Genomic DNA, 16793 nt, shown 5'->3' on the forward strand with positions numbered 1-16793 from the left:
AATAACAATGACACCGTGTCTTTTTGAAGAATAAAAACGTAATGGCACGGGGCTTGCTCTGAGCTTTCAGTGAAAAGTTTGAACGCAAGTTGTAGTGCCAAAAATCAAAAATATCGGAGCACCACTCATGTCCCAGACGTTTTACAAGAAAGGTTTTCTGGCCCTCGCCGTTGCAGCGGCGCTGGGTGTTTCTACGTTTGTTCAAGCTGATGTGAAGATTGGTGTAGCGGGGCCGATGACGGGCGCCAACGCCGCTTTCGGTGAGCAGTACATGAAGGGTGCCCAAGCGGCAGCCGATACCATCAACAAGGCTGGCGGCATCAACGGCGAAAAAATCGTGCTGGTCGCCGGTGACGATGCGTGTGAGCCAAAACAAGCCGTAGCCGTGGCCAACCGCCTGGCTGACCAGGATAAGGTGATCGGCGTGGTCGGGCACTTCTGCTCGTCCAACACCATCCCGGCGTCCGAGGTGTATGACGAAGCGGGCATCATCGCCATCACCCCTGGCTCCACCAACCCACAAGTGACCGAACGCGGCCTGGGCGCCATGTTCCGCATGTGCGGCCGTGACGACCAGCAAGGTATCGTCGCCGGCGACTACATCGTCGACGTGCTCAAGGGCAAGAAAGTCGCAGTGATCAACGACAAGGACACCTACGGCAAAGGCCTGGCTGACGCCACCGCTGCCCAGTTGACCAAGCGCGGCGTCAAGCCGGTGCTCGAAGAAGGCCTGACCCGTGGCGAGAAAGACTTCAGCGCCCTGGTCACCAAGATCCGTTCCACCGGCGCGGACGTCGTTTACTTCGGCGGCCTGCATCCGGAAGCCGGCCCTCTGGTTCGCCAGATTCGTGAAGCTGGCCTCAAGGACGTCAAGTTCATGTCCGATGACGGTATCGTGACCGACGAACTGGTGGCCACCGCTGGCGGCAAGCAGTACGTCGATGGCGTGTACATGACCTTCGGCGCCGACCCGCGCCTGCTGCCAGACAGCAAGGCCGTGGTGGAAGAGTTCCGCAAGAACGGCACCGAGCCTGAAGGCTACACCCTGTACGCCTACGCCTCGGTCCAGGCCCTGGCTGCCGGCTTCAACGGTGCCAAGTCCAACAAGGGCGAAGACGCGGCCAAATGGCTCAAAGCCAATCCCGTCCAGACCGTTATGGGCAAGAAGGAGTGGGACGGTAAAGGCGACCTGAAAATCTCCGACTACGTGGTTTACCAGTGGGATAAAGACGGCAAATACCATCAGTTGGAAAAGCAGAAGTAATCCATGTGGGAGGGGGCTTGCTCCCGATCGCGGAGTGTCAGTCAACAGGTGTTCAGCTGACCCACCGCATCGGGGGCAAACCCCCTCCCACATTGGGACCCGTGTTGTTATCGAGATCTGTTTTTTCCTCCAGAAGCGCCGCACACCCGCCGGTGTGCAGGTGCTCACCGCGTGAGATTGCGTTATGGATGGTATTTTCCTGCAGCAACTGGTCAACGGCCTGACCCTCGGGTCGGTCTATGGCCTGATCGCCATCGGCTACACAATGGTCTATGGCATCATTGGCATGATCAACTTCGCCCACGGCGAGGTTTATATGATTTCCGCTTACCTCGCGGCGATCAGTCTGGCACTGCTGGCTTACTTCGGCATCGAATCCTTCCCGCTGCTCATTCTCGGCACTCTGATCTTCACCGTGGTCGTCACCGGCGTTTACGGCTGGGTCATTGAGCGTGTCGCTTACAAACCGCTGCGCAACTCCACCCGACTGGCTCCGCTGATCAGCGCCATCGGTATCTCCCTGATCCTGCAGAACTACGCGCAGATCGCCCAGGGCGCCAAGCAACAAGGTATCCCAACCCTGCTGGCCGGGGCCTGGCGTGTCGATATCGGCACAGGCTTCGTGCAGCTTACGTACACCAAAGTGTTCATCCTGGTCGCGGCATTCGCCGGCATGGCATTGCTGACCTACATCATCAAGTACACCAAGCTCGGCCGCATGTGCCGCGCGACCCAGCAAGACCGCAAGATGGCCTCGATCCTGGGCATCAACACCGACCGCGTGATCTCCTACGTGTTTGTCATCGGTGCTGCCATGGCCGCACTGGCCGGTGTGCTCATCACCCTCAATTACGGCACCTTCGACTTCTATGCCGGCTTCATCATCGGCATCAAGGCATTTACCGCAGCGGTACTCGGCGGCATCGGCTCCCTGCCTGGGGCGATGTTGGGCGGGATCATCCTCGGTATCTCCGAGTCGTTGTTCTCAGGGTTGATCAACTCTGACTACAAAGACGTGTTCAGTTTCTCCCTGCTGGTGGTGATTCTGATTTTCCGTCCCCAGGGCCTGCTTGGTCGCCCACTTGTGGCGAAGGTGTAAACATGTCTGCTGCCAAACCTATCGATATCAAGAAAAGTGTCGTCGATACGATCCTTGCCGGACTGATTTCGCTGATCGTGTTCGGTCCGATCGTCGGCGTGGTCCTCGACGGCTACAGCTTCAACCTGGAACCTGCGCGCGTGGCCATCTTGGTCGCCATCGTGATGGCCGGGCGCTTTGCCCTCAGCCTGTTCCTGCAAACCCCCAAGGGCGTGAAGATTCTGCAGGGCTTCGAGAGCAGTGGCTCCGGCGTGCATGTACTGCCACCGGACTACAAGTCGCGGCTGCGCTGGATCATTCCGGCACTGATCGTGATCGCCATCGTGTTCCCGATCTTCGCCAACAAGTACCTGCTGACCGTGGTGATCCTCGGGCTGATCTACGTGTTGCTCGGCCTCGGCCTGAACATCGTGGTTGGCCTGGCCGGCTTGCTCGACCTAGGTTACGTGGCGTTCTACGCCATCGGTGCCTACGGCCTGGCATTGGGTTATCAGTACCTCGGCCTGGGCTTCTGGAGCGTGCTGCCCCTGGCCGCCATCGCGGCGGCACTGGCGGGGTGCATACTCGGGTTTCCGGTATTGCGAATGCACGGGGACTACCTGGCCATCGTGACTCTGGGCTTCGGTGAAATCATCCGCCTGGTGCTCAACAACTGGCTGTCGTTCACCGGTGGCCCGAACGGTATGCCGGTGCCTTCGCCGACCTTCCTCGGCCTGGAGTTCGGGCGCAAGGCGAAGGAGGGTGGGATTCCGTTCCACGAATTCTTCGGCCTCGATTACAACCCCAACATCAAGTTCATGTTCATCTACATCGTGCTGTTCCTGGTGGTGCTGGCCGTGCTGTACATCAAGCACCGCCTGACCCGCATGCCGGTTGGCCGCGCCTGGGAAGCCTTGCGTGAAGATGAGATCGCTTGCCGTTCCATGGGCCTGAACCACGTGCTGGTCAAGCTTTCGGCATTCACCATCGGCGCATCTACTGCGGGTTTGGCCGGGGTGTTCTTTGCCAGCTACCAGGGCTTCGTCAACCCGTCGTCGTTCACCTTCTTCGAGTCGGCGCTGATCCTGGCCATCGTGGTCTTGGGCGGCATGGGCTCGACGGTCGGCGTGGTCATCGCGGCCTTCGTGTTGACCGTGGCGCCTGAATTGCTACGCAGCTTCAGCGAATACCGCGTGCTGCTGTTTGGTGTGTTGATGGTGGTGATGATGATCTGGCGACCACGCGGTTTGATCCGCATCAGCCGTACCGGTGTGACCCCACGTAAAGGAGTGGCGCCATGAGCAAGGAAGTCGTCCTCTCCGTGGAACACCTGATGATGCACTTCGGTGGCATCAAGGCCTTGAGCGATGTGAGCCTCAAGGTCGAACGCAACTCGATCTTTGCCCTGATCGGCCCTAACGGCGCCGGCAAAACCACGGTATTCAACTGCCTTACCGGTTTTTACAAAGCCAGTGGCGGCAAGATCGAACTGAACATTCGTGGCAAGCAGACCAACGTGATCCAACTGCTGGGCGAGCGCTTCAAGGCCGTCGACTTCGTATCGCCGAAAAGCTTCCTCAGCCGCGTGTACTACAAGATGTTCGGCGGCACCCACCTGGTTAACCGCGCCGGCCTGGCGCGGACCTTCCAGAACATTCGCCTGTTCAAGGAAATGTCGGTGCTGGAAAACCTGCTGGTGGCCCAGCACATGTGGGTCAACCGCAACATGCTCGCAGGCATCCTTAACACCAAGGGCTACCGCAAGGCCGAAAGCGATGCGCTCGACCACGCGTTCTACTGGCTGGAAGTTGTCGACCTGGTGGACTGCGCCAACCGCCTGGCCGGTGAGCTTTCCTATGGTCAACAGCGCCGCCTGGAAATCGCCCGCGCCATGTGCACCCGGCCGCAGATCATCTGCCTGGACGAACCGGCAGCGGGCCTGAACCCTCAGGAAACCGAAGCCCTCAGCGCGATGATTCGCCTGCTGCGCGACGAACACGACCTTACGGTGGTGCTGATCGAACACGACATGGGCATGGTGATGAGTATTTCCGACCACATCGTGGTGCTGGACCACGGCAACGTGATCGCCGAGGGCGGGCCGGAAGCGATCCGCAACGACCCTAAAGTGATTGCCGCCTACCTGGGCGCAGACGAAGAGGAGCTGGTATGAGTGCACCTATCCTCGAAATGAAGGACCTGGACGTGTTCTACGGTCCGATCCAGGCCCTGAAGAAAGTCTCGCTGCACATCAACGAAGGCGAAACCGTCAGCCTGATCGGCTCCAACGGCGCGGGTAAGTCCACGCTGCTGATGTCGATCTTCGGCCAGCCACGGGCTGAGTCGGGGCAGATCATCTACAACGGTGTCGACATTACCCACAAGTCGTCCCACTACATCGCCTCCAACGGCATCGCGCAGTCGCCTGAAGGGCGGCGGGTGTTCCCCGACATGACTGTCGAGGAAAACCTGCTGATGGGCACTATCCCCATTGGCGACAAATACGCTCAGGAAGACATGCAGCGCATGTTCGAGCTGTTCCCCCGGCTCAAGGAACGGCGCAACCAGCGCGCCATGACCATGTCCGGTGGTGAGCAGCAAATGCTTGCCATCGCACGCGCGCTGATGAGCCGGCCCAAGCTGTTGCTGTTGGATGAGCCGAGCCTGGGGTTGGCGCCGATTGTGGTGAAGCAGATCTTTTCTACCCTGCGCGAGCTGGCAGCCACCGGGATGACCATCTTCCTGGTGGAGCAGAACGCTAACCACGCACTGCGCTTGTCGGACCGGGCGTATGTGATGGTCAACGGTGAGATTCGCCTCACAGGCACCGGCAAGGAGCTGTTGGTGAACGAGGAAGTGCGCAACGCCTACCTCGGCGGGCACTGATCTAAAGCCTGACGCAAACCCCCTGTGGGAGCGGGCTTGCTCGCGAATGCGGTGTATCAGTCAGTAGACTGGAACTGACCCACCGCTTTCGCGAGCAAGCCCGCTCCCACATTTGTTTTACGGTGTTCATAAGGCCGATCCCAAATTGTGGAAAACAAATCCAGCCCCCCTCCAAAGCGCGACATATAGCCGCCGCAAATACCTGTTTTGTCACGCTTTTGACTTGTCCCCATCCACTGTGGAACCGGCTGTGGGTAACGTGGGAGTACCTGCCTGAACGCCTTTAAAACCGTGGCTTACAGCGTGGTGGTTGTTTTTTGATCAGCGGCTTTTTGGCGACCGGCCAAGGGGTTTGTCAACCTGTTTAAAGACACAGGTATATGACCGAAATATGACTCTTCAGCCTGTGGATAAGTCTGTGATTAAACTCTGGAAAGACCTCCGCAGAGGCCGGAATGACTGGCCTGGAGCCATCGTCCGGATTTCCACTCTGTCGATGGGCCTACATACGACCTCGCCAAGGTCAAGCAAAAAACTTTCTAAAATCGGCTGCAGGCCTTGTACACAGAGGCTTTCGGTATTTTGTACTTGCCCCCAAAGACTGTGGGCGCAGCTGTGGATAACCTGCGCGCATATGGCTGCAGGCCACGGTTCATAAGGCTTTGCTTGATTTGATCAAAAAGTGATCAGCTTTATATGAAAGGGTGTGCTTAGCGGTTGCCGCGACGGCGGTGTAAGGGCATTCTGCTGGCTGTTTTTTTCCCGATGCCCGCAAGGAGAACACCATGTCCGACACGCTGTTTATTACTGGCGCAACTTCAGGTTTTGGCGAAGCCTGCGCCCGTCGTTTTGCTGAAGCCGGTTGGAAACTGGTGCTCACTGGCCGCCGCGCCGAACGTTTGAATGCCTTGGTTGAAGAGCTTTCCAAGCAGACCGAAGTGCACGGCCTGGTCGTGGACGTGCGTGACCGCAAGGGCATGGAAGACGCCATCGCCAGTCTGCCGCCGTCGTTCGCCAAACTGCGTGGCCTGATCAACAACGCGGGCTTGGCCGTGGGCACTGATCCTGCGCCCAAGTGCAGCCTCGACGATTGGGAGACCATGGTCGATACCAACATCAAGGGCCTGCTGACCACCACCAACCTGCTGCTGCCGCGCTTGATCGCCCACGGCCGTGGCGCCGGCATCATCAACCTCGGCTCCATCGCCGGTAACTACCCGTACCCTGGCAGCCACGTGTACGGCGGCTCCAAGGCGTTTGTGAAGCAGTTCTCCCTGAACTTGCGTTGCGATCTGCAAGGCACCGGCGTGCGCGTGACGAACATCGAGCCAGGCCTGTGTGAGAGTGAATTCTCGCTGGTGCGCTTCGGCGGTGATCAGGCGCGTTATGACGCGACCTATGCCGGCGCTGAGCCGATCCAGCCGCAGGACATTGCCGACACCATCTTCTGGGTGATGAACACGCCGGCGCACGTCAACATCAACCGCCTGGAGCTGATGCCGGTGAGCCAGACCTGGGCCGGGTTTGCGATTGAGCGGGGCGGTAAGTAAGGCTTTAAACCGCGTCGCTGCCATCGGGAGCAAGCCCCTCTCACACTTGACTGTGTTCACAAGTCGGAACGTGGGAACCCAATCCCATGTGGGAGTGGGTTCGCTCCCGATGGCGTCAAATCGGCCAAAACAGGCCATAAGGTACACTCCACTCCTGAAAACCCCACCGCATCGTGCGGTTCAAAGGTTTTGACGGGAGGAAATGTGAGTAACCGAGGTGAGCAGGCACTGCTCAAACAATCGACGATTCTGATGTTCGCGGTAGCGATCGCCGGGATTGTCACGGGTGTGATATCCGGCGCCCAATCTATTCTGTTCGACGGCTTTTTCTCGCTGATCGCCACCGCTATCAAGGTGTTGATGTTGATCACGGCCAAGTTGATCGCCAAGAAAAGCAACGCGCGCTTCCAGTTCGGCTACTGGCACCTGGAGCCGTTGGTGCTGCTGATCGAAGGCAGCTTTCTGCTGTTGATCGCCATCTACGCATTCCTCAACGGTGTGTTCGGCATGATCAATGGCGGGCGCGAGATCGAGTTGGGCCTGGTGATCATCTACGCGGCGGTGTTCACCGTCGTTGAGTTCGCCTACTTCTTCTATGTGCGCTACCGCAACCGCGCGCTCAAATCGTCGTTGATCCAGTTCGATAACATCAGTTGGCTGGTGGACGCGATGCTGTCGGTGGGCTTGCTGATCAGCTTTCTGGCCGCGCTGTTGCTCAAGTCCCAGGGCTATGGCGAGTGGGCGGTGTATGTCGACCCCTTGATCCTGATCCTGCTGGCCCTGAGCATGCTGGCGCCGGCCTTCAAGATCCTGCGCCCAGCGTTACGCGAGGTGCTGGGGATTGCCCCCGACCATTTGGACGACAAGGTTCGCGAAGTCATGGATGCGGTCCGCGCCAGGCATGGTTTCGACGACTACGTGTCCTACGTGCAAAAGCACGGGCGGGCGCGGTTTATCGAGATTCACGTGGTGCTGCCGGCGGATTACCCGGTGGATAACGTCGCCACCCTGGATGGGTTGCGCGAAGAGATATCCACAGGGCTCGGCACGCCGGATGCGGCGCGCTGGTTAACGATCAGTTTTACGGGCGACCGTAAATGGATTGCGTGAGGCCCTGATAGCAGGTCGCCAGATGATAAGGCGTGGTCGACGGCATATCCCGTCGGCTCACCGCGCCGTTGGCATCCAGGCATTCATGCCAGCCTTTCTCATGCAGGAAATGCTTTTGCAGCGCCAGCAATTGGCGTTGCAGCACCGCTTCGCTGTCGGGCCGCAAGGTCAGTGCCCGCAGGTATTCGGCCTGGGCCCAGATACGCTGGGTAGCGTCACGCACGCTGCCATCGAGGGCAAGCATGCCGCTGACCGCGCCGCTTAACGGATCCACACCCTTTTGCTCGGCGTAGGTAAACGCCCGGGTCAGTGAGGCATGCAACGGCGTGCCGCGTAAGGCGGGCGACGACTCCAGTAAAAAGAACCACTCGAATTGATGCCCTGGCTCAAACCAGTTATCCACAGCACCCAGCGGTTTTTCCATCATTACCCCATGCTGGCGGTCGATGAAGCGCTGCTGCATGGCCGTCGCCAAGCCCAGCAGGGCCGCTTGTACGTCGGCGTCTTCACGCACGGCGAGGGTGGCGAGGAAGCCCTCGGCCAGGTGCATCAAGGGATTTTGTAGGGGGCCGGATTTGAGGGAAGACCAGTTACGCTCAAGTACCGCTTCATACAGGCCATCGCCCGTGGCGAAACGCTCGGCGACCACTTCAAGGGCGGCATTGAGCACCGATTCCACCAGCGGCTCGCGCACTTTGGCCCAGTAATGGGCGCAGGCGAAGATGATGAAGGCGTGGGTGTAGAGGTCTTTGCGCTTGTCCAGCGGTTGCCCGGCGGGGTCGACGCTGTAGAACCAGCCGCCGTGTTCGGCGTCGTGGAAGTGCCTTTGCAGGGAACGGAACAACGCGGCGGCGCGTTCTTCGGCAAAGGCAGCTCCGGGCTCGCCGATCAGGCTGGCGAACAGGTACAGCTGTCGAGCGCAGGCCATGGCGCGGTAGCGTTGCGGCGGCAAAGGCCGATGATCGGCATCCAGCGCCTCATAGGGCAACGCCAACTCGGCATTCCAGCCTGGGCCCTGCCAGAGCGGCACGATCAGGGTATGGAAGTGGGTGAGCACAGAATTCAACGTGGGCTGGGAAGCGATGGGCATTGGCTGGCGTCGTCACGGCAGGGGTGTAGGCGCGCATGGTAGCAGGCTTGCGTTCTGTGGTGTCTGTGCCAGCGCTATCGGGGGCAAGCCCCCTCCCACCTTTGAAGGTGTTCACGCATCAAAATGTGGAGGGGGCCGATGAGGCCCTCAATAGCCCCGCAAATCAGCTCGCGAGCAACCAAACCCCGGTCGCCGCTGAAGCAGCACCGGCAACCCGCACCAACGGGGCCGCCGCCGCAGGCAGAAACCGCACCACGGCATAGCCGGCAGCGTGCAACGCAGCAGTTGCCCCGACAAAACCGGCCGCATACGTCCAAGGGCTGGACATGTCCGGCAGCTCCAGGCCATGCGCCACCCCGTGGAACAGCGCAAACAACGCCGTAGCGCCCACAGCCATGAACAGTGGTGGACGCACCGCCAGCGCCACTGCCAGGCCCAGCGCCAGCACCGACGCGGCAATCCCGCTTTCCAGCGCGGGTAATGCCAGCCCTTCAAAACCCAGCACGCCGCCGATCAACATGGTGCCGACGAAGGTGCACGGCAGGGCCCAACGGGCGGCGCCTTTTTGCTGGGCTGCCCACAGGCCGACTGCAACCATGGCCAGCAGGTGATCAAGGCCGCCCAGTGGGTGGCTGATACCGGCCATCAGGCCATTGTCGCCGTGGCCGGGGTGAGCGAAAGCCAAAGCTGGGGCGAGCAGCAGAGCGGCGGCGGCGAAGAGTTTGTTGAGGCTCATAAACAGGTTCCTTATGGGTTGATCAGGCGGCAGTGGTCAGCAGGCCCTGGCGCTCGATAAAAGCGACGATCTCGTCCAGGCCGACGCCGGTTTTCTGGTTACTGAACACAAAGGGTTTGCCGTTGCGCATGCGCTGGGTGTCGCTGTTCATCAGCTCCAGCGAGGCGCCGACCAAGGGCGCCAGGTCGATCTTGTTGATCACCAGCAGGTCTGACTTGCAGATACCTGGGCCGCCTTTGCGCGGCAGTTTGTCGCCAGCGGAGACATCGATCACGTAGATGGTCAGGTCTGACAACTCCGGGCTGAACGTAGCCGACAGGTTATCGCCGCCGGACTCCACCAGGATCAGGTCCAGGCCGGGGAAGCGACGGTTGAGTTGGTCCACCGCTTCCAGGTTGATCGAGGCGTCTTCTCGGATGGCCGTATGCGGGCAGCCGCCGGTTTCCACGCCGATGATGCGTTCGGGCGCCAGGGCCTCGTTACGTACCAGGAAGTCGGCGTCCTCGCGGGTGTAGATGTCGTTGGTGACCACTGCCAGGTTGTAGCGGTCGCGCAGCGCGAGGCACAGGGCAAGGGTCAGGGCGGTTTTGCCGGAGCCGACCGGGCCGCCGATGCCGACGCGCAGGGGTTGTGTGTTCATTTGCTTCTCCAAAATAAAGAGCTCCTAGGAACGGAACAGGCGGCTGTACTGGCGCTCGTGGGCCATGCACGCCAGTGACAGGCCGAACGCTGCGCTGCCGAAATGGTGGGGGTCGACGCCGCCAGCGTCCTGCTGGGCTTGTTGCAGCAGCGGCAGCAGTTCACTGGTCAGGCGCTGGGCGGCTTGTTGGCCCAAGGGCAGGGTTTTCATCAGCACCGCCAATTGGTTTTCCAACCAGCTCCACAGCCAGGCGGCGAGGGCATCGTCGGGGTTGATGGTCCAGGCGCGTGCGGCCAGGGCCCAGCCCAGAGCCAGATGAGGTTCGCTGCGTTGCTCAAGAAAGGTGCGGGCCTGGCTGTCCAGTTCCGGCAGACCGTTGAGCAGTTGTTGCAGGGAGTAGCCCATCTGGCGGCTCTCTTGATACAGCTCGCGGGTCTCGCGGCTGGCTTGGTGCTCTTCGCACAGTTGCGAGAGTGTCGGCCAATCCTCTGCGGCAGCGGCGCGGCAATGGGCGAGCAGCAACGGTGCTTCGAAACGTGCCAGGTTCAGCAGCAACTGGTCGCTGATCCAACGGCGGGCGCTGGCCGCATCCTTCACGCGGCCGTTCTCCACGGCCATTTCCAGCCCTTGGGAATAGCTGTAGCCGCCAATCGGCAATTGCGGACTGGCCAGACGCAGCAACGCCCAGGCTGGGTTCATAAACGCACGCCGAACTGGTGCAGCTTGGGCGGATAGTTGAAATCTTCATCGCCATGGCGCGAGTGATGATGGCCGCCGCCATAGGCGCCGTGCTCCGGCTGGAATGGCGCTTCGAGGGTCTGCGTGGTGGCGCCCAGCTGTTCAAGCATGGCCTTGAGCACGTAGTCGTCGAGCAGGCGTAGCCAGCCATCCCCAACTTGCAACGCCACATGGCGGTTGCCGAGGTGATAGGCCGCGCGTGTCAGTTCAAAGGCATTGGCGCACGTGACGTGCAGCAGTTGTTCAGGCCGTGCGCATACACGTACGACACGTCCGTCTTCAGCCTGTAGGCATTCGCCATCGTGCAACGGCGGCTGGCCGCGCTCCAGGAACAGGCCAACGTCTTCGCCGTCAGTACTGAAACAGCGCAGGCGGCTCTTGCTGCGCGCTTCGAAAGTGAGCAGCAACTCAGCGGCCCAGAGGGCTTGGGGGGCGATTCGGCGGTGGATCACCAGCATCAGGAAGCTTCCAGCTATGAGCGATGAAACAGCTAGAGCAAGTGGCTTGCCAATCACGGGTTGATGTAGGAAATCTCTGTCGGTACGCGGGGGAGTGCTACCGAATAGGGCGTTAGTGCTTGGTGGGAGTGTTTCAAATTGGTGCGTTGACACGTTTATAGCGCCAAAGAGGGGCGTTTTGGCGTCGAGGGCGATGCGGAGTGTATGAAGTTCCTTTCGTTCTTTTCGTTTCTGGGTGTTTTCGGATTAGTCCTACGGGAATTGAGGATTTGGAGTTCGTCGGCTTACGCGCAGGATCTTTAGGATTCGCCGCGTGCTAAACATTCACGACGGGTTCCATCATGTTTCGATCAATTTTGTGTTTATTCGTGTTCAGTCTTTATCTGGTTACGCCCTCATCTTCGGCCAATGTCCAAAAGCGTGCGGTGGCTCCGATCGCGGCCAGCACTCCCCTGCAAGCCCTACAGGCCTTGCCGTCCAAACCGTCCATCAACGATGTGATCGACCGCGCCCATGAGTTGCTGGGCACACCCTATAAGTGGGGAGGGAGCACGGTAGAGCAGGGGTTCGATTGCAGTAGCTTTCTGGTTTATCTGTTCAAGACCCAGGCCAATATCCGTATTCCCCGCACCACGGCGGCAATGCACCGTTCAGATGCGATGACGATCAAGCGTCATGCGCTGAAACCTGGGGATGCCGTGTTTTTCAAAGGTAATGGGCGCGGTCAGGTCAGCCATGTCGGCCTCTATATAGGCGAGGGCAAATTCATTCACTCACCCCGAACCGGTAAGACGGTGCGTATCGATTCACTGAGCAATCGCTATTGGAGCAAAAACTACACCACCGCCAAGCGTTTCCATTCGGCCGGGTGACCGGTTTACTCGGTACTGCCCAAGCCCTGCCAGTGCTTGAGGCCGATGAAGATAAAGCGCAGTTGCTGGGTGATTTTCGCCTGGGGCGTGAGGTGAGCCGGCAAAGCATGAGCCGGCGGGTCGATGATATCGGGCAGGGTGGCAAACACGCTTTTGACGATAAGGTCCGCCATCACATGCAGGCCATCGGGGTCCAGGTGCTGCAACTTGGGCATCTGCGTCAGGTCGGCCGCAAGGTCGCGGGTGATGTCTTCGCGCAGGGCGCTGATGGCTTGGCGCACGGCCAGGCAGCCACCGTATTGCTCGCGGGCCAGGAACAAGAATTGCGAACGGTTGGCTGAGACCACATCGAGAAAGATCCGCACCGAGGCGTCGATAATGCCGCCCATCACGAATTCGTTGTGGCGCACCAGGCGGATGGTAGCGCGAAAGGTCTGGCCGACCTCACTCACCAAGACAAGTCCAAGCTGGTCCATATCGGCAAAATGGCGATAGAAACCAGTGGGAACGATGCCGGCCGTCTTGGCTACTTCACGCAGGCTCAGGCTGCCAAACCCACGGCCACACTCCATCAGATGGCGGGCAGCGTCCATCAAGGCAAGGCGGGTCTGTTGCTTCTGTTCGGCGCGGGGCAGCATGGGCGGGGGGCTTTGTCGGCAAGTACAGCGACGCACTCTAGCAAAACAGCTCTGTTGGCGTCGAACTTGGCGGGGGCGCGTTGCGTGACACGTTCTACAAAAAGTCAAAAAGCCCGGTCGGGTGATCGGGCTTTTTTCTGGGCTACCACAGGGTTAGCTCTGTGCTTGGTTTTGTTCTTTCAGGCGATCAGAACCGTCTTCGGCAACACCTTCAGTGTAAGCGCGCTTGCTGATTTGATCGGCACCGTCTTCAACCAGACCTTTCTCTTGCAGGCGATCGCGACCGTTCTCGGTCAGGCCTTCGGCGTGAGCGCGTTTGCTGATCTGATCCGAACCGTTTTCTGCAACAGCGCCTTTGGCGTAGTCACGGCTATCTTCTTCTTGCGAACCGCTGCGGGCCAGGGTTTGGCTGGCGTGCACGGCGTCGGCTTTGACTTGTGGGGTCACTTGTTCGGCGGCTGGCAGGGCAAAGGCGCTGGAAGCCATGATGGACAACAGGACGGTAGCGAGTACTTGGCGTTTCATGATGGTTGCTCCTTGGGAGGGCGATAAAGTGGGTACAGGGCTAATGCTACTCTCGATATGTCGATATAAAAGTTCATAAACACAATGGTAATAATCAACAGAATTGATTGTTCCTCGCAGAGGCTCTAGACCGGACCTCTCAAGCACGCGGTTTTGCACCGTGGTGGGTATTTTCGACACGAACCTGGGTAACAATGGTGCGCCGTTGATGATTGGATTTGTCTGATCGATCAGGAAAATGGCTTTTTGCGACTAAATTGACCACTGGGTTAAACCCCCGGACGGTTTGCCAGTCGTACTCTTATGAGCTGTAGTTCAGCTATTCGTGTTGAGGAGTCCTGTGCAATGACGCGCACTCGTAAAATCGTCGCTTGGAGCTGCGCCAGCTTCGTTCTGTTAATCGCCGTTGCAGTCCTGGTCCTGGTGTTTTTTGACTGGAATCGCATCAAACCGCCCCTCAATGCCAAAGTCTCCGAAGAACTGCATCGCCCGTTTGCCATCAACGGCAACCTCGCCGTGGTGTGGCAGCGAGAGCCCGATGAAGGCGGCTGGCGTGCCTGGGTACCGTGGCCTCATGTGATTGCCGAAGACTTGACCCTGGGTAACCCGGACTGGTCGAAAAAACCGCAGATGGTTTCGTTGAAGAAAGTCGAGCTGCGTATTTCGCCCCTGGCTCTGCTGGCACAGCGTGTGGTTATCCCGCGTATCGATCTCACCGAACCGAGTGCAGAGTTACAGCGCTTGGCCGATGGTCGCGCCAACTGGACCTTCACGTTCGACCCTAAAGACCCCAATGCCGAACCCTCCAACTGGGTGGTGGACATCGGTGCCATCGGCTTTGACAAAGGCCACGTGACGCTGGATGACCAGACCCTCAAGACCCAGCTCGACGTGATCATTGACCCCTTGGGCAAACCGATTCCCTTCGGTGAAATCGTCGGCGATGCCGATGCCAAGAAGGCTCTGGAGAAAGGCTCGGCGCCCCAGGACTATGCGTTCGCCCTCAAGGTCAAAGGCCAGTACCACGGCCAGAAGCTCGACGGCACCGGCAAGATCGGCGGCCTGCTGGCCCTGCAGGATGCGGCCAAGCCGTTCCCGCTACAGGCCCAAGTCAAGATCGCTGACACCAACATCGCCCTGGCTGGCACCCTGACCGACCCGCTCAACCTCGGCGCTCTTGACCTGCGCCTTAAGCTGTCCGGCAGCAGCCTGGGCAACCTGTATCCACTGACCGGCGTCACGCTGCCGGACTCGCCGGCCTACGCCACCGACGGTCACTTGATCGCCAAGCTGCACGATGCCAGCGGCGCGTCCTTCCGCTACGACAACTTCAACGGCAAGATCGGCAACAGCGACATTCACGGCAACCTCGCCTACGTCGCCAGCCAGCCACGGCCCAAGCTCAGCGGCGCGCTGGTGTCCAACCAGTTGCTGATGACTGACCTTGCACCCTTGATCGGCGCCGACTCCAACGCCAAGCAAAAGGCCCGTGGCGGCGAAAGCAAACAGCCGGCGACCAAAGTGCTGCCGGTGGAAGAGTTCCGCACCGAACGCTGGCGCGACATGGATGCCGATGTGGAATTCACCGGTAAGCGTATCGTGCACAGTGCCGAATTACCCTTTACCGATCTTTATACCCATCTGGTGCTCAACGACGGCGAGCTGAGCCTGGAGCCACTGCGTTTCGGCGTCGCTGGTGGCAAGCTCGATGCGCAGATTCGCCTGAATGGCCGCATCACACCGATGGAAGGTCGCGCCAAATTGACCGCGCGCAATTTCAAGCTCAAGCAACTGTTCCCGAGCTTCGAGCCGATGAAAACCAGCTTCGGTGAACTCAACGGTGACGCCGATATTGCCGGGCGAGGTAACTCCGTGGCGGCGCTGCTGGGCAGTTCCAATGGTGACCTGAAGATGCTGATCAACGACGGCGCCATCAGCCGTGGCCTGATGGAAATCGCCGGGCTCAACGTGGGCAACTACGTGGTGGGCCGCTTGTTCGGCGATAAGGAAGTGAAGATCAACTGTGCCGCCGCGGATTTCGGCATCAAGACCGGCTTGGCGACTACGCGGCTGTTTGTGTTCGATACCGAGAACGCCATCATCTACATCGATGGCACCGCGAACATGGCGACTGAGCAGTTGGACCTGACGGTCACCCCGGAATCCAAAGGCTTCCGTCTCTTCTCCCTGCGCTCGCCGCTGTATGTGAACGGGCCGTTTATCAAGCCGAATGCCGGGGTCAAGGCCATTCCATTAGCCCTGCGCGGCGCGGGCATGGTGGCGCTGGGCGTGATCGCGGGTCCTGCTGCCGGCTTGCTTGCGTTGGTCGCCCCAAGTGGTGGCGAGCCCAATGAGTGCGCGCCGCTGCTGCAGCAGATGAAAGAAGGCAAGGCGCCGAAGACCGTTAAAGGCTAACCAAATGTGGGAGGGGGCTTGCCCCCGATAACGGTATGTCAGTCAGTACCTCTGAGACTGAATCACCGCTATCGGGAGCAAGCCCCCTCCCACATGGGGTTTCCGCTATTTAAAGACTTTCGAGGATGTCGGCCATATCGTCCGCATGCTCTTCTTCCTGAGCGAGGATCTCCTCAAACAGGCGGCGAGTGGTCGGGTCTTTGTCGCCGATGTACTGGATGATCTCGCGGTAGCTGTCCACCGCGATGCGCTCGGCGACCAGGTCTTCGTAGACCATTTCCTTCAAGCTGTTACCGGCCACGTACTGCGCGTGGGAGTTCTTCGACAATAGATCGGGGTTGAACTCCGGCTCGCCGCCCAGCTGCACGATTCGCTCGGCCAGTTTGTCGGCATGTTCGGCTTCCTGGGTGGCGTGCTCCAGAAATTCCTCTGCAGCGACGGCTGCTTTAACGCCGCTGGCCATGAAGTAGTGGCGTTTGTAGCGCAGCACGCACACCAGTTCGGTGGCCAGCGACGCGTTGAGCAGGCGGATAATTTCTTCGCGGTCGGCGTCGTAGCCTTCGGTCACGGCACCGTTTTCGACGTTCTGGCGGGCGCGGCTGCGCAGGGTCGCAACGTCGGTCAAGTTTGCTTCAGTCATCTCAATCTCCTGGGGCTAATCCGGGTTACGCCACGCTCTGTCGGCGTGATCGCTCCAAGTTGTGAGTGCCGGGCAGCGCAAAAAGTTTTATCGGATTTACCTCGCGCGTCACGAGCCCGACTTGCAACTGGGCTAGGCTGCATTGCATCAAAC

At 59.6% G+C, this 16793-nt stretch carries 17 protein-coding genes; 9 read left to right on the plus strand and 8 right to left on the minus strand.

Features of this window, described 5'->3' with window-relative positions:
• The first annotated feature begins 127 nt into the window (after nucleotides 1-127).
• The 7 genes from BW43_RS04530 (at nucleotide 128) to BW43_RS04500 (ending at nucleotide 7888) form a co-directional block, all read left to right on the plus strand.
• Nucleotides 128-1264: a branched-chain amino acid ABC transporter substrate-binding protein gene (locus BW43_RS04530; protein WP_032890530.1), complete on the plus strand. Its 1137-nt coding sequence runs from the start codon at nucleotides 128-130 to the stop codon at nucleotides 1262-1264.
• Between the two features lie 184 nt (nucleotides 1265-1448).
• A complete protein-coding gene (locus BW43_RS04525) occupies nucleotides 1449-2363 on the plus strand; it encodes a branched-chain amino acid ABC transporter permease (RefSeq protein ID WP_003188099.1) in 915 nt (304 codons plus the stop codon).
• A gap of 2 nt (nucleotides 2364-2365) precedes the next feature.
• Nucleotides 2366-3643 carry a high-affinity branched-chain amino acid ABC transporter permease LivM gene (gene livM / locus BW43_RS04520; RefSeq protein WP_032890532.1) on the plus strand — a complete coding sequence of 426 codons (1278 nt, stop codon included), beginning with the start codon at nucleotides 2366-2368 and terminating at the stop codon, nucleotides 3641-3643.
• On the plus strand, nucleotides 3640-4515 hold the full coding sequence (locus BW43_RS04515) for an ABC transporter ATP-binding protein (protein ID WP_027607703.1): 876 nt from the start codon (nucleotides 3640-3642) through the stop codon (nucleotides 4513-4515). The genes livM and BW43_RS04515 overlap by 4 nt, the downstream gene beginning before the upstream one ends.
• The gene (locus BW43_RS04510) at nucleotides 4512-5228 is read left to right on the plus strand and encodes an ABC transporter ATP-binding protein (RefSeq protein WP_032890534.1); all 717 of its coding nucleotides are present in this window, start codon (nucleotides 4512-4514) and stop codon (nucleotides 5226-5228) included. The genes BW43_RS04515 and BW43_RS04510 overlap by 4 nt, the downstream gene beginning before the upstream one ends.
• 785 nt (nucleotides 5229-6013) lie before the next feature.
• A complete protein-coding gene (locus BW43_RS04505; RefSeq protein ID WP_032890536.1) occupies nucleotides 6014-6778 on the plus strand; it encodes an SDR family oxidoreductase in 765 nt (254 codons plus the stop codon).
• Nucleotides 6779-6982: 204 nt separating this feature from the next.
• The gene (locus tag BW43_RS04500; RefSeq protein ID WP_032890538.1) at nucleotides 6983-7888 is read left to right on the plus strand and encodes a cation diffusion facilitator family transporter; all 906 of its coding nucleotides are present in this window, start codon (nucleotides 6983-6985) and stop codon (nucleotides 7886-7888) included.
• Here the strand turns inward: BW43_RS04500 and BW43_RS04495 are convergent.
• From BW43_RS04495 to ureE, 5 genes are all read right to left on the minus strand, one after another.
• Entirely contained in the window at nucleotides 7860-8978 is a 1119-nt protein-coding gene (locus BW43_RS04495) for an AGE family epimerase/isomerase (RefSeq protein WP_032890540.1), read from the minus strand. The genes BW43_RS04500 and BW43_RS04495 overlap by 29 nt on opposite strands.
• 163 nt (nucleotides 8979-9141) lie before the next feature.
• A complete protein-coding gene (locus BW43_RS04490) occupies nucleotides 9142-9714 on the minus strand; it encodes a HupE/UreJ family protein (RefSeq protein WP_032890542.1) in 573 nt (190 codons plus the stop codon).
• A 22-nt stretch (nucleotides 9715-9736) separates the two neighbouring features.
• Nucleotides 9737-10354 carry an urease accessory protein UreG gene (gene ureG / locus BW43_RS04485; protein ID WP_032890544.1) on the minus strand — a complete coding sequence of 206 codons (618 nt, stop codon included), beginning with the start codon at nucleotides 10352-10354 and terminating at the stop codon, nucleotides 9737-9739.
• 24 nt (nucleotides 10355-10378) lie between these two features.
• A complete protein-coding gene (locus tag BW43_RS04480; protein ID WP_032890545.1) occupies nucleotides 10379-11053 on the minus strand; it encodes an urease accessory protein UreF in 675 nt (224 codons plus the stop codon).
• The gene (gene ureE, locus BW43_RS04475) at nucleotides 11050-11550 is read right to left on the minus strand and encodes an urease accessory protein UreE (protein WP_032890547.1); all 501 of its coding nucleotides are present in this window, start codon (nucleotides 11548-11550) and stop codon (nucleotides 11050-11052) included. The genes BW43_RS04480 and ureE overlap by 4 nt, the downstream gene beginning before the upstream one ends.
• Before the next feature lie 341 nt (nucleotides 11551-11891).
• On the opposite strand from ureE, the gene BW43_RS04470 reads away from it, so the two are divergent.
• Complete coding sequence (locus BW43_RS04470) at nucleotides 11892-12422, plus strand: C40 family peptidase (protein ID WP_032890549.1); 531 nt, start codon at nucleotides 11892-11894, stop codon at nucleotides 12420-12422.
• A 5-nt stretch (nucleotides 12423-12427) separates the two neighbouring features.
• On the opposite strand, the gene BW43_RS04465 is transcribed toward BW43_RS04470, so the two are convergent.
• Together BW43_RS04465 and BW43_RS04460 are read right to left on the minus strand one after the other, a co-directional pair.
• Nucleotides 12428-13060, minus strand: coding sequence for a TetR family transcriptional regulator (locus tag BW43_RS04465; protein ID WP_032890551.1), 633 nt, complete (start codon nucleotides 13058-13060; stop codon nucleotides 12428-12430).
• 153 nt (nucleotides 13061-13213) lie between these two features.
• Nucleotides 13214-13585, minus strand: a complete 372-nt coding sequence (locus tag BW43_RS04460; protein ID WP_032890553.1) for a hypothetical protein — start codon at nucleotides 13583-13585, stop codon at nucleotides 13214-13216.
• 345 nt (nucleotides 13586-13930) lie between these two features.
• Between BW43_RS04460 and BW43_RS04455 the strand changes: the two genes are divergently transcribed.
• Nucleotides 13931-16000 (plus strand): AsmA family protein, encoded by a 2070-nt coding sequence (locus BW43_RS04455; RefSeq protein WP_032890555.1) that lies wholly within the window; start codon nucleotides 13931-13933, stop codon nucleotides 15998-16000.
• Between the two features lie 109 nt (nucleotides 16001-16109).
• Here the strand turns inward: BW43_RS04455 and BW43_RS04450 are convergent, their stop codons facing one another.
• Nucleotides 16110-16640, minus strand: a complete 531-nt coding sequence (locus BW43_RS04450; protein ID WP_032890557.1) for a bacterioferritin — start codon at nucleotides 16638-16640, stop codon at nucleotides 16110-16112.
• Between the last annotated feature and the right edge of the window lie 153 nt (nucleotides 16641-16793).

This window comes from Pseudomonas sp. RIT357 (genome assembly GCF_000632245.1).
GTDB lineage: Bacteria > Pseudomonadota > Gammaproteobacteria > Pseudomonadales > Pseudomonadaceae > Aquipseudomonas > Aquipseudomonas sivasensis.

Bases quoted from the DNA above. Each gene is read 5' to 3' on its own strand.
- BW43_RS04455 (WP_032890555.1), top strand. From the start codon at position 13,931: ATGACGCGCACTCGTAAAATCGTCGCTTGGAGCTGCGCCAGCTTCGTT.
- BW43_RS04460 (WP_032890553.1), bottom strand. From the start codon at position 13,585: ATGAAACGCCAAGTACTCGCTACCGTCCTGTTGTCCATCATGGCTTCC.
- BW43_RS04480 (WP_032890545.1), bottom strand. From the start codon at position 11,053: ATGAACCCAGCCTGGGCGTTGCTGCGTCTGGCCAGTCCGCAATTGCCG.
- BW43_RS04505 (WP_032890536.1), top strand. From the start codon at position 6,014: ATGTCCGACACGCTGTTTATTACTGGCGCAACTTCAGGTTTTGGCGAA.
- BW43_RS04525 (WP_003188099.1), top strand. From the start codon at position 1,449: ATGGATGGTATTTTCCTGCAGCAACTGGTCAACGGCCTGACCCTCGGG.
- BW43_RS04510 (WP_032890534.1), top strand. From the start codon at position 4,512: ATGAGTGCACCTATCCTCGAAATGAAGGACCTGGACGTGTTCTACGGT.
- BW43_RS04495 (WP_032890540.1), bottom strand. From the start codon at position 8,978: ATGCCCATCGCTTCCCAGCCCACGTTGAATTCTGTGCTCACCCACTTC.
- BW43_RS04530 (WP_032890530.1), top strand. From the start codon at position 128: ATGTCCCAGACGTTTTACAAGAAAGGTTTTCTGGCCCTCGCCGTTGCA.
- BW43_RS04450 (WP_032890557.1), bottom strand. From the start codon at position 16,640: ATGACTGAAGCAAACTTGACCGACGTTGCGACCCTGCGCAGCCGCGCC.
- BW43_RS04470 (WP_032890549.1), top strand. From the start codon at position 11,892: ATGTTTCGATCAATTTTGTGTTTATTCGTGTTCAGTCTTTATCTGGTT.
- ureE (WP_032890547.1), bottom strand. From the start codon at position 11,550: ATGCTGGTGATCCACCGCCGAATCGCCCCCCAAGCCCTCTGGGCCGCT.
- BW43_RS04465 (WP_032890551.1), bottom strand. From the start codon at position 13,060: ATGCTGCCCCGCGCCGAACAGAAGCAACAGACCCGCCTTGCCTTGATG.
- livM (WP_032890532.1), top strand. From the start codon at position 2,366: ATGTCTGCTGCCAAACCTATCGATATCAAGAAAAGTGTCGTCGATACG.
- ureG (WP_032890544.1), bottom strand. From the start codon at position 10,354: ATGAACACACAACCCCTGCGCGTCGGCATCGGCGGCCCGGTCGGCTCC.
- BW43_RS04515 (WP_027607703.1), top strand. From the start codon at position 3,640: ATGAGCAAGGAAGTCGTCCTCTCCGTGGAACACCTGATGATGCACTTC.
- BW43_RS04490 (WP_032890542.1), bottom strand. From the start codon at position 9,714: ATGAGCCTCAACAAACTCTTCGCCGCCGCCGCTCTGCTGCTCGCCCCA.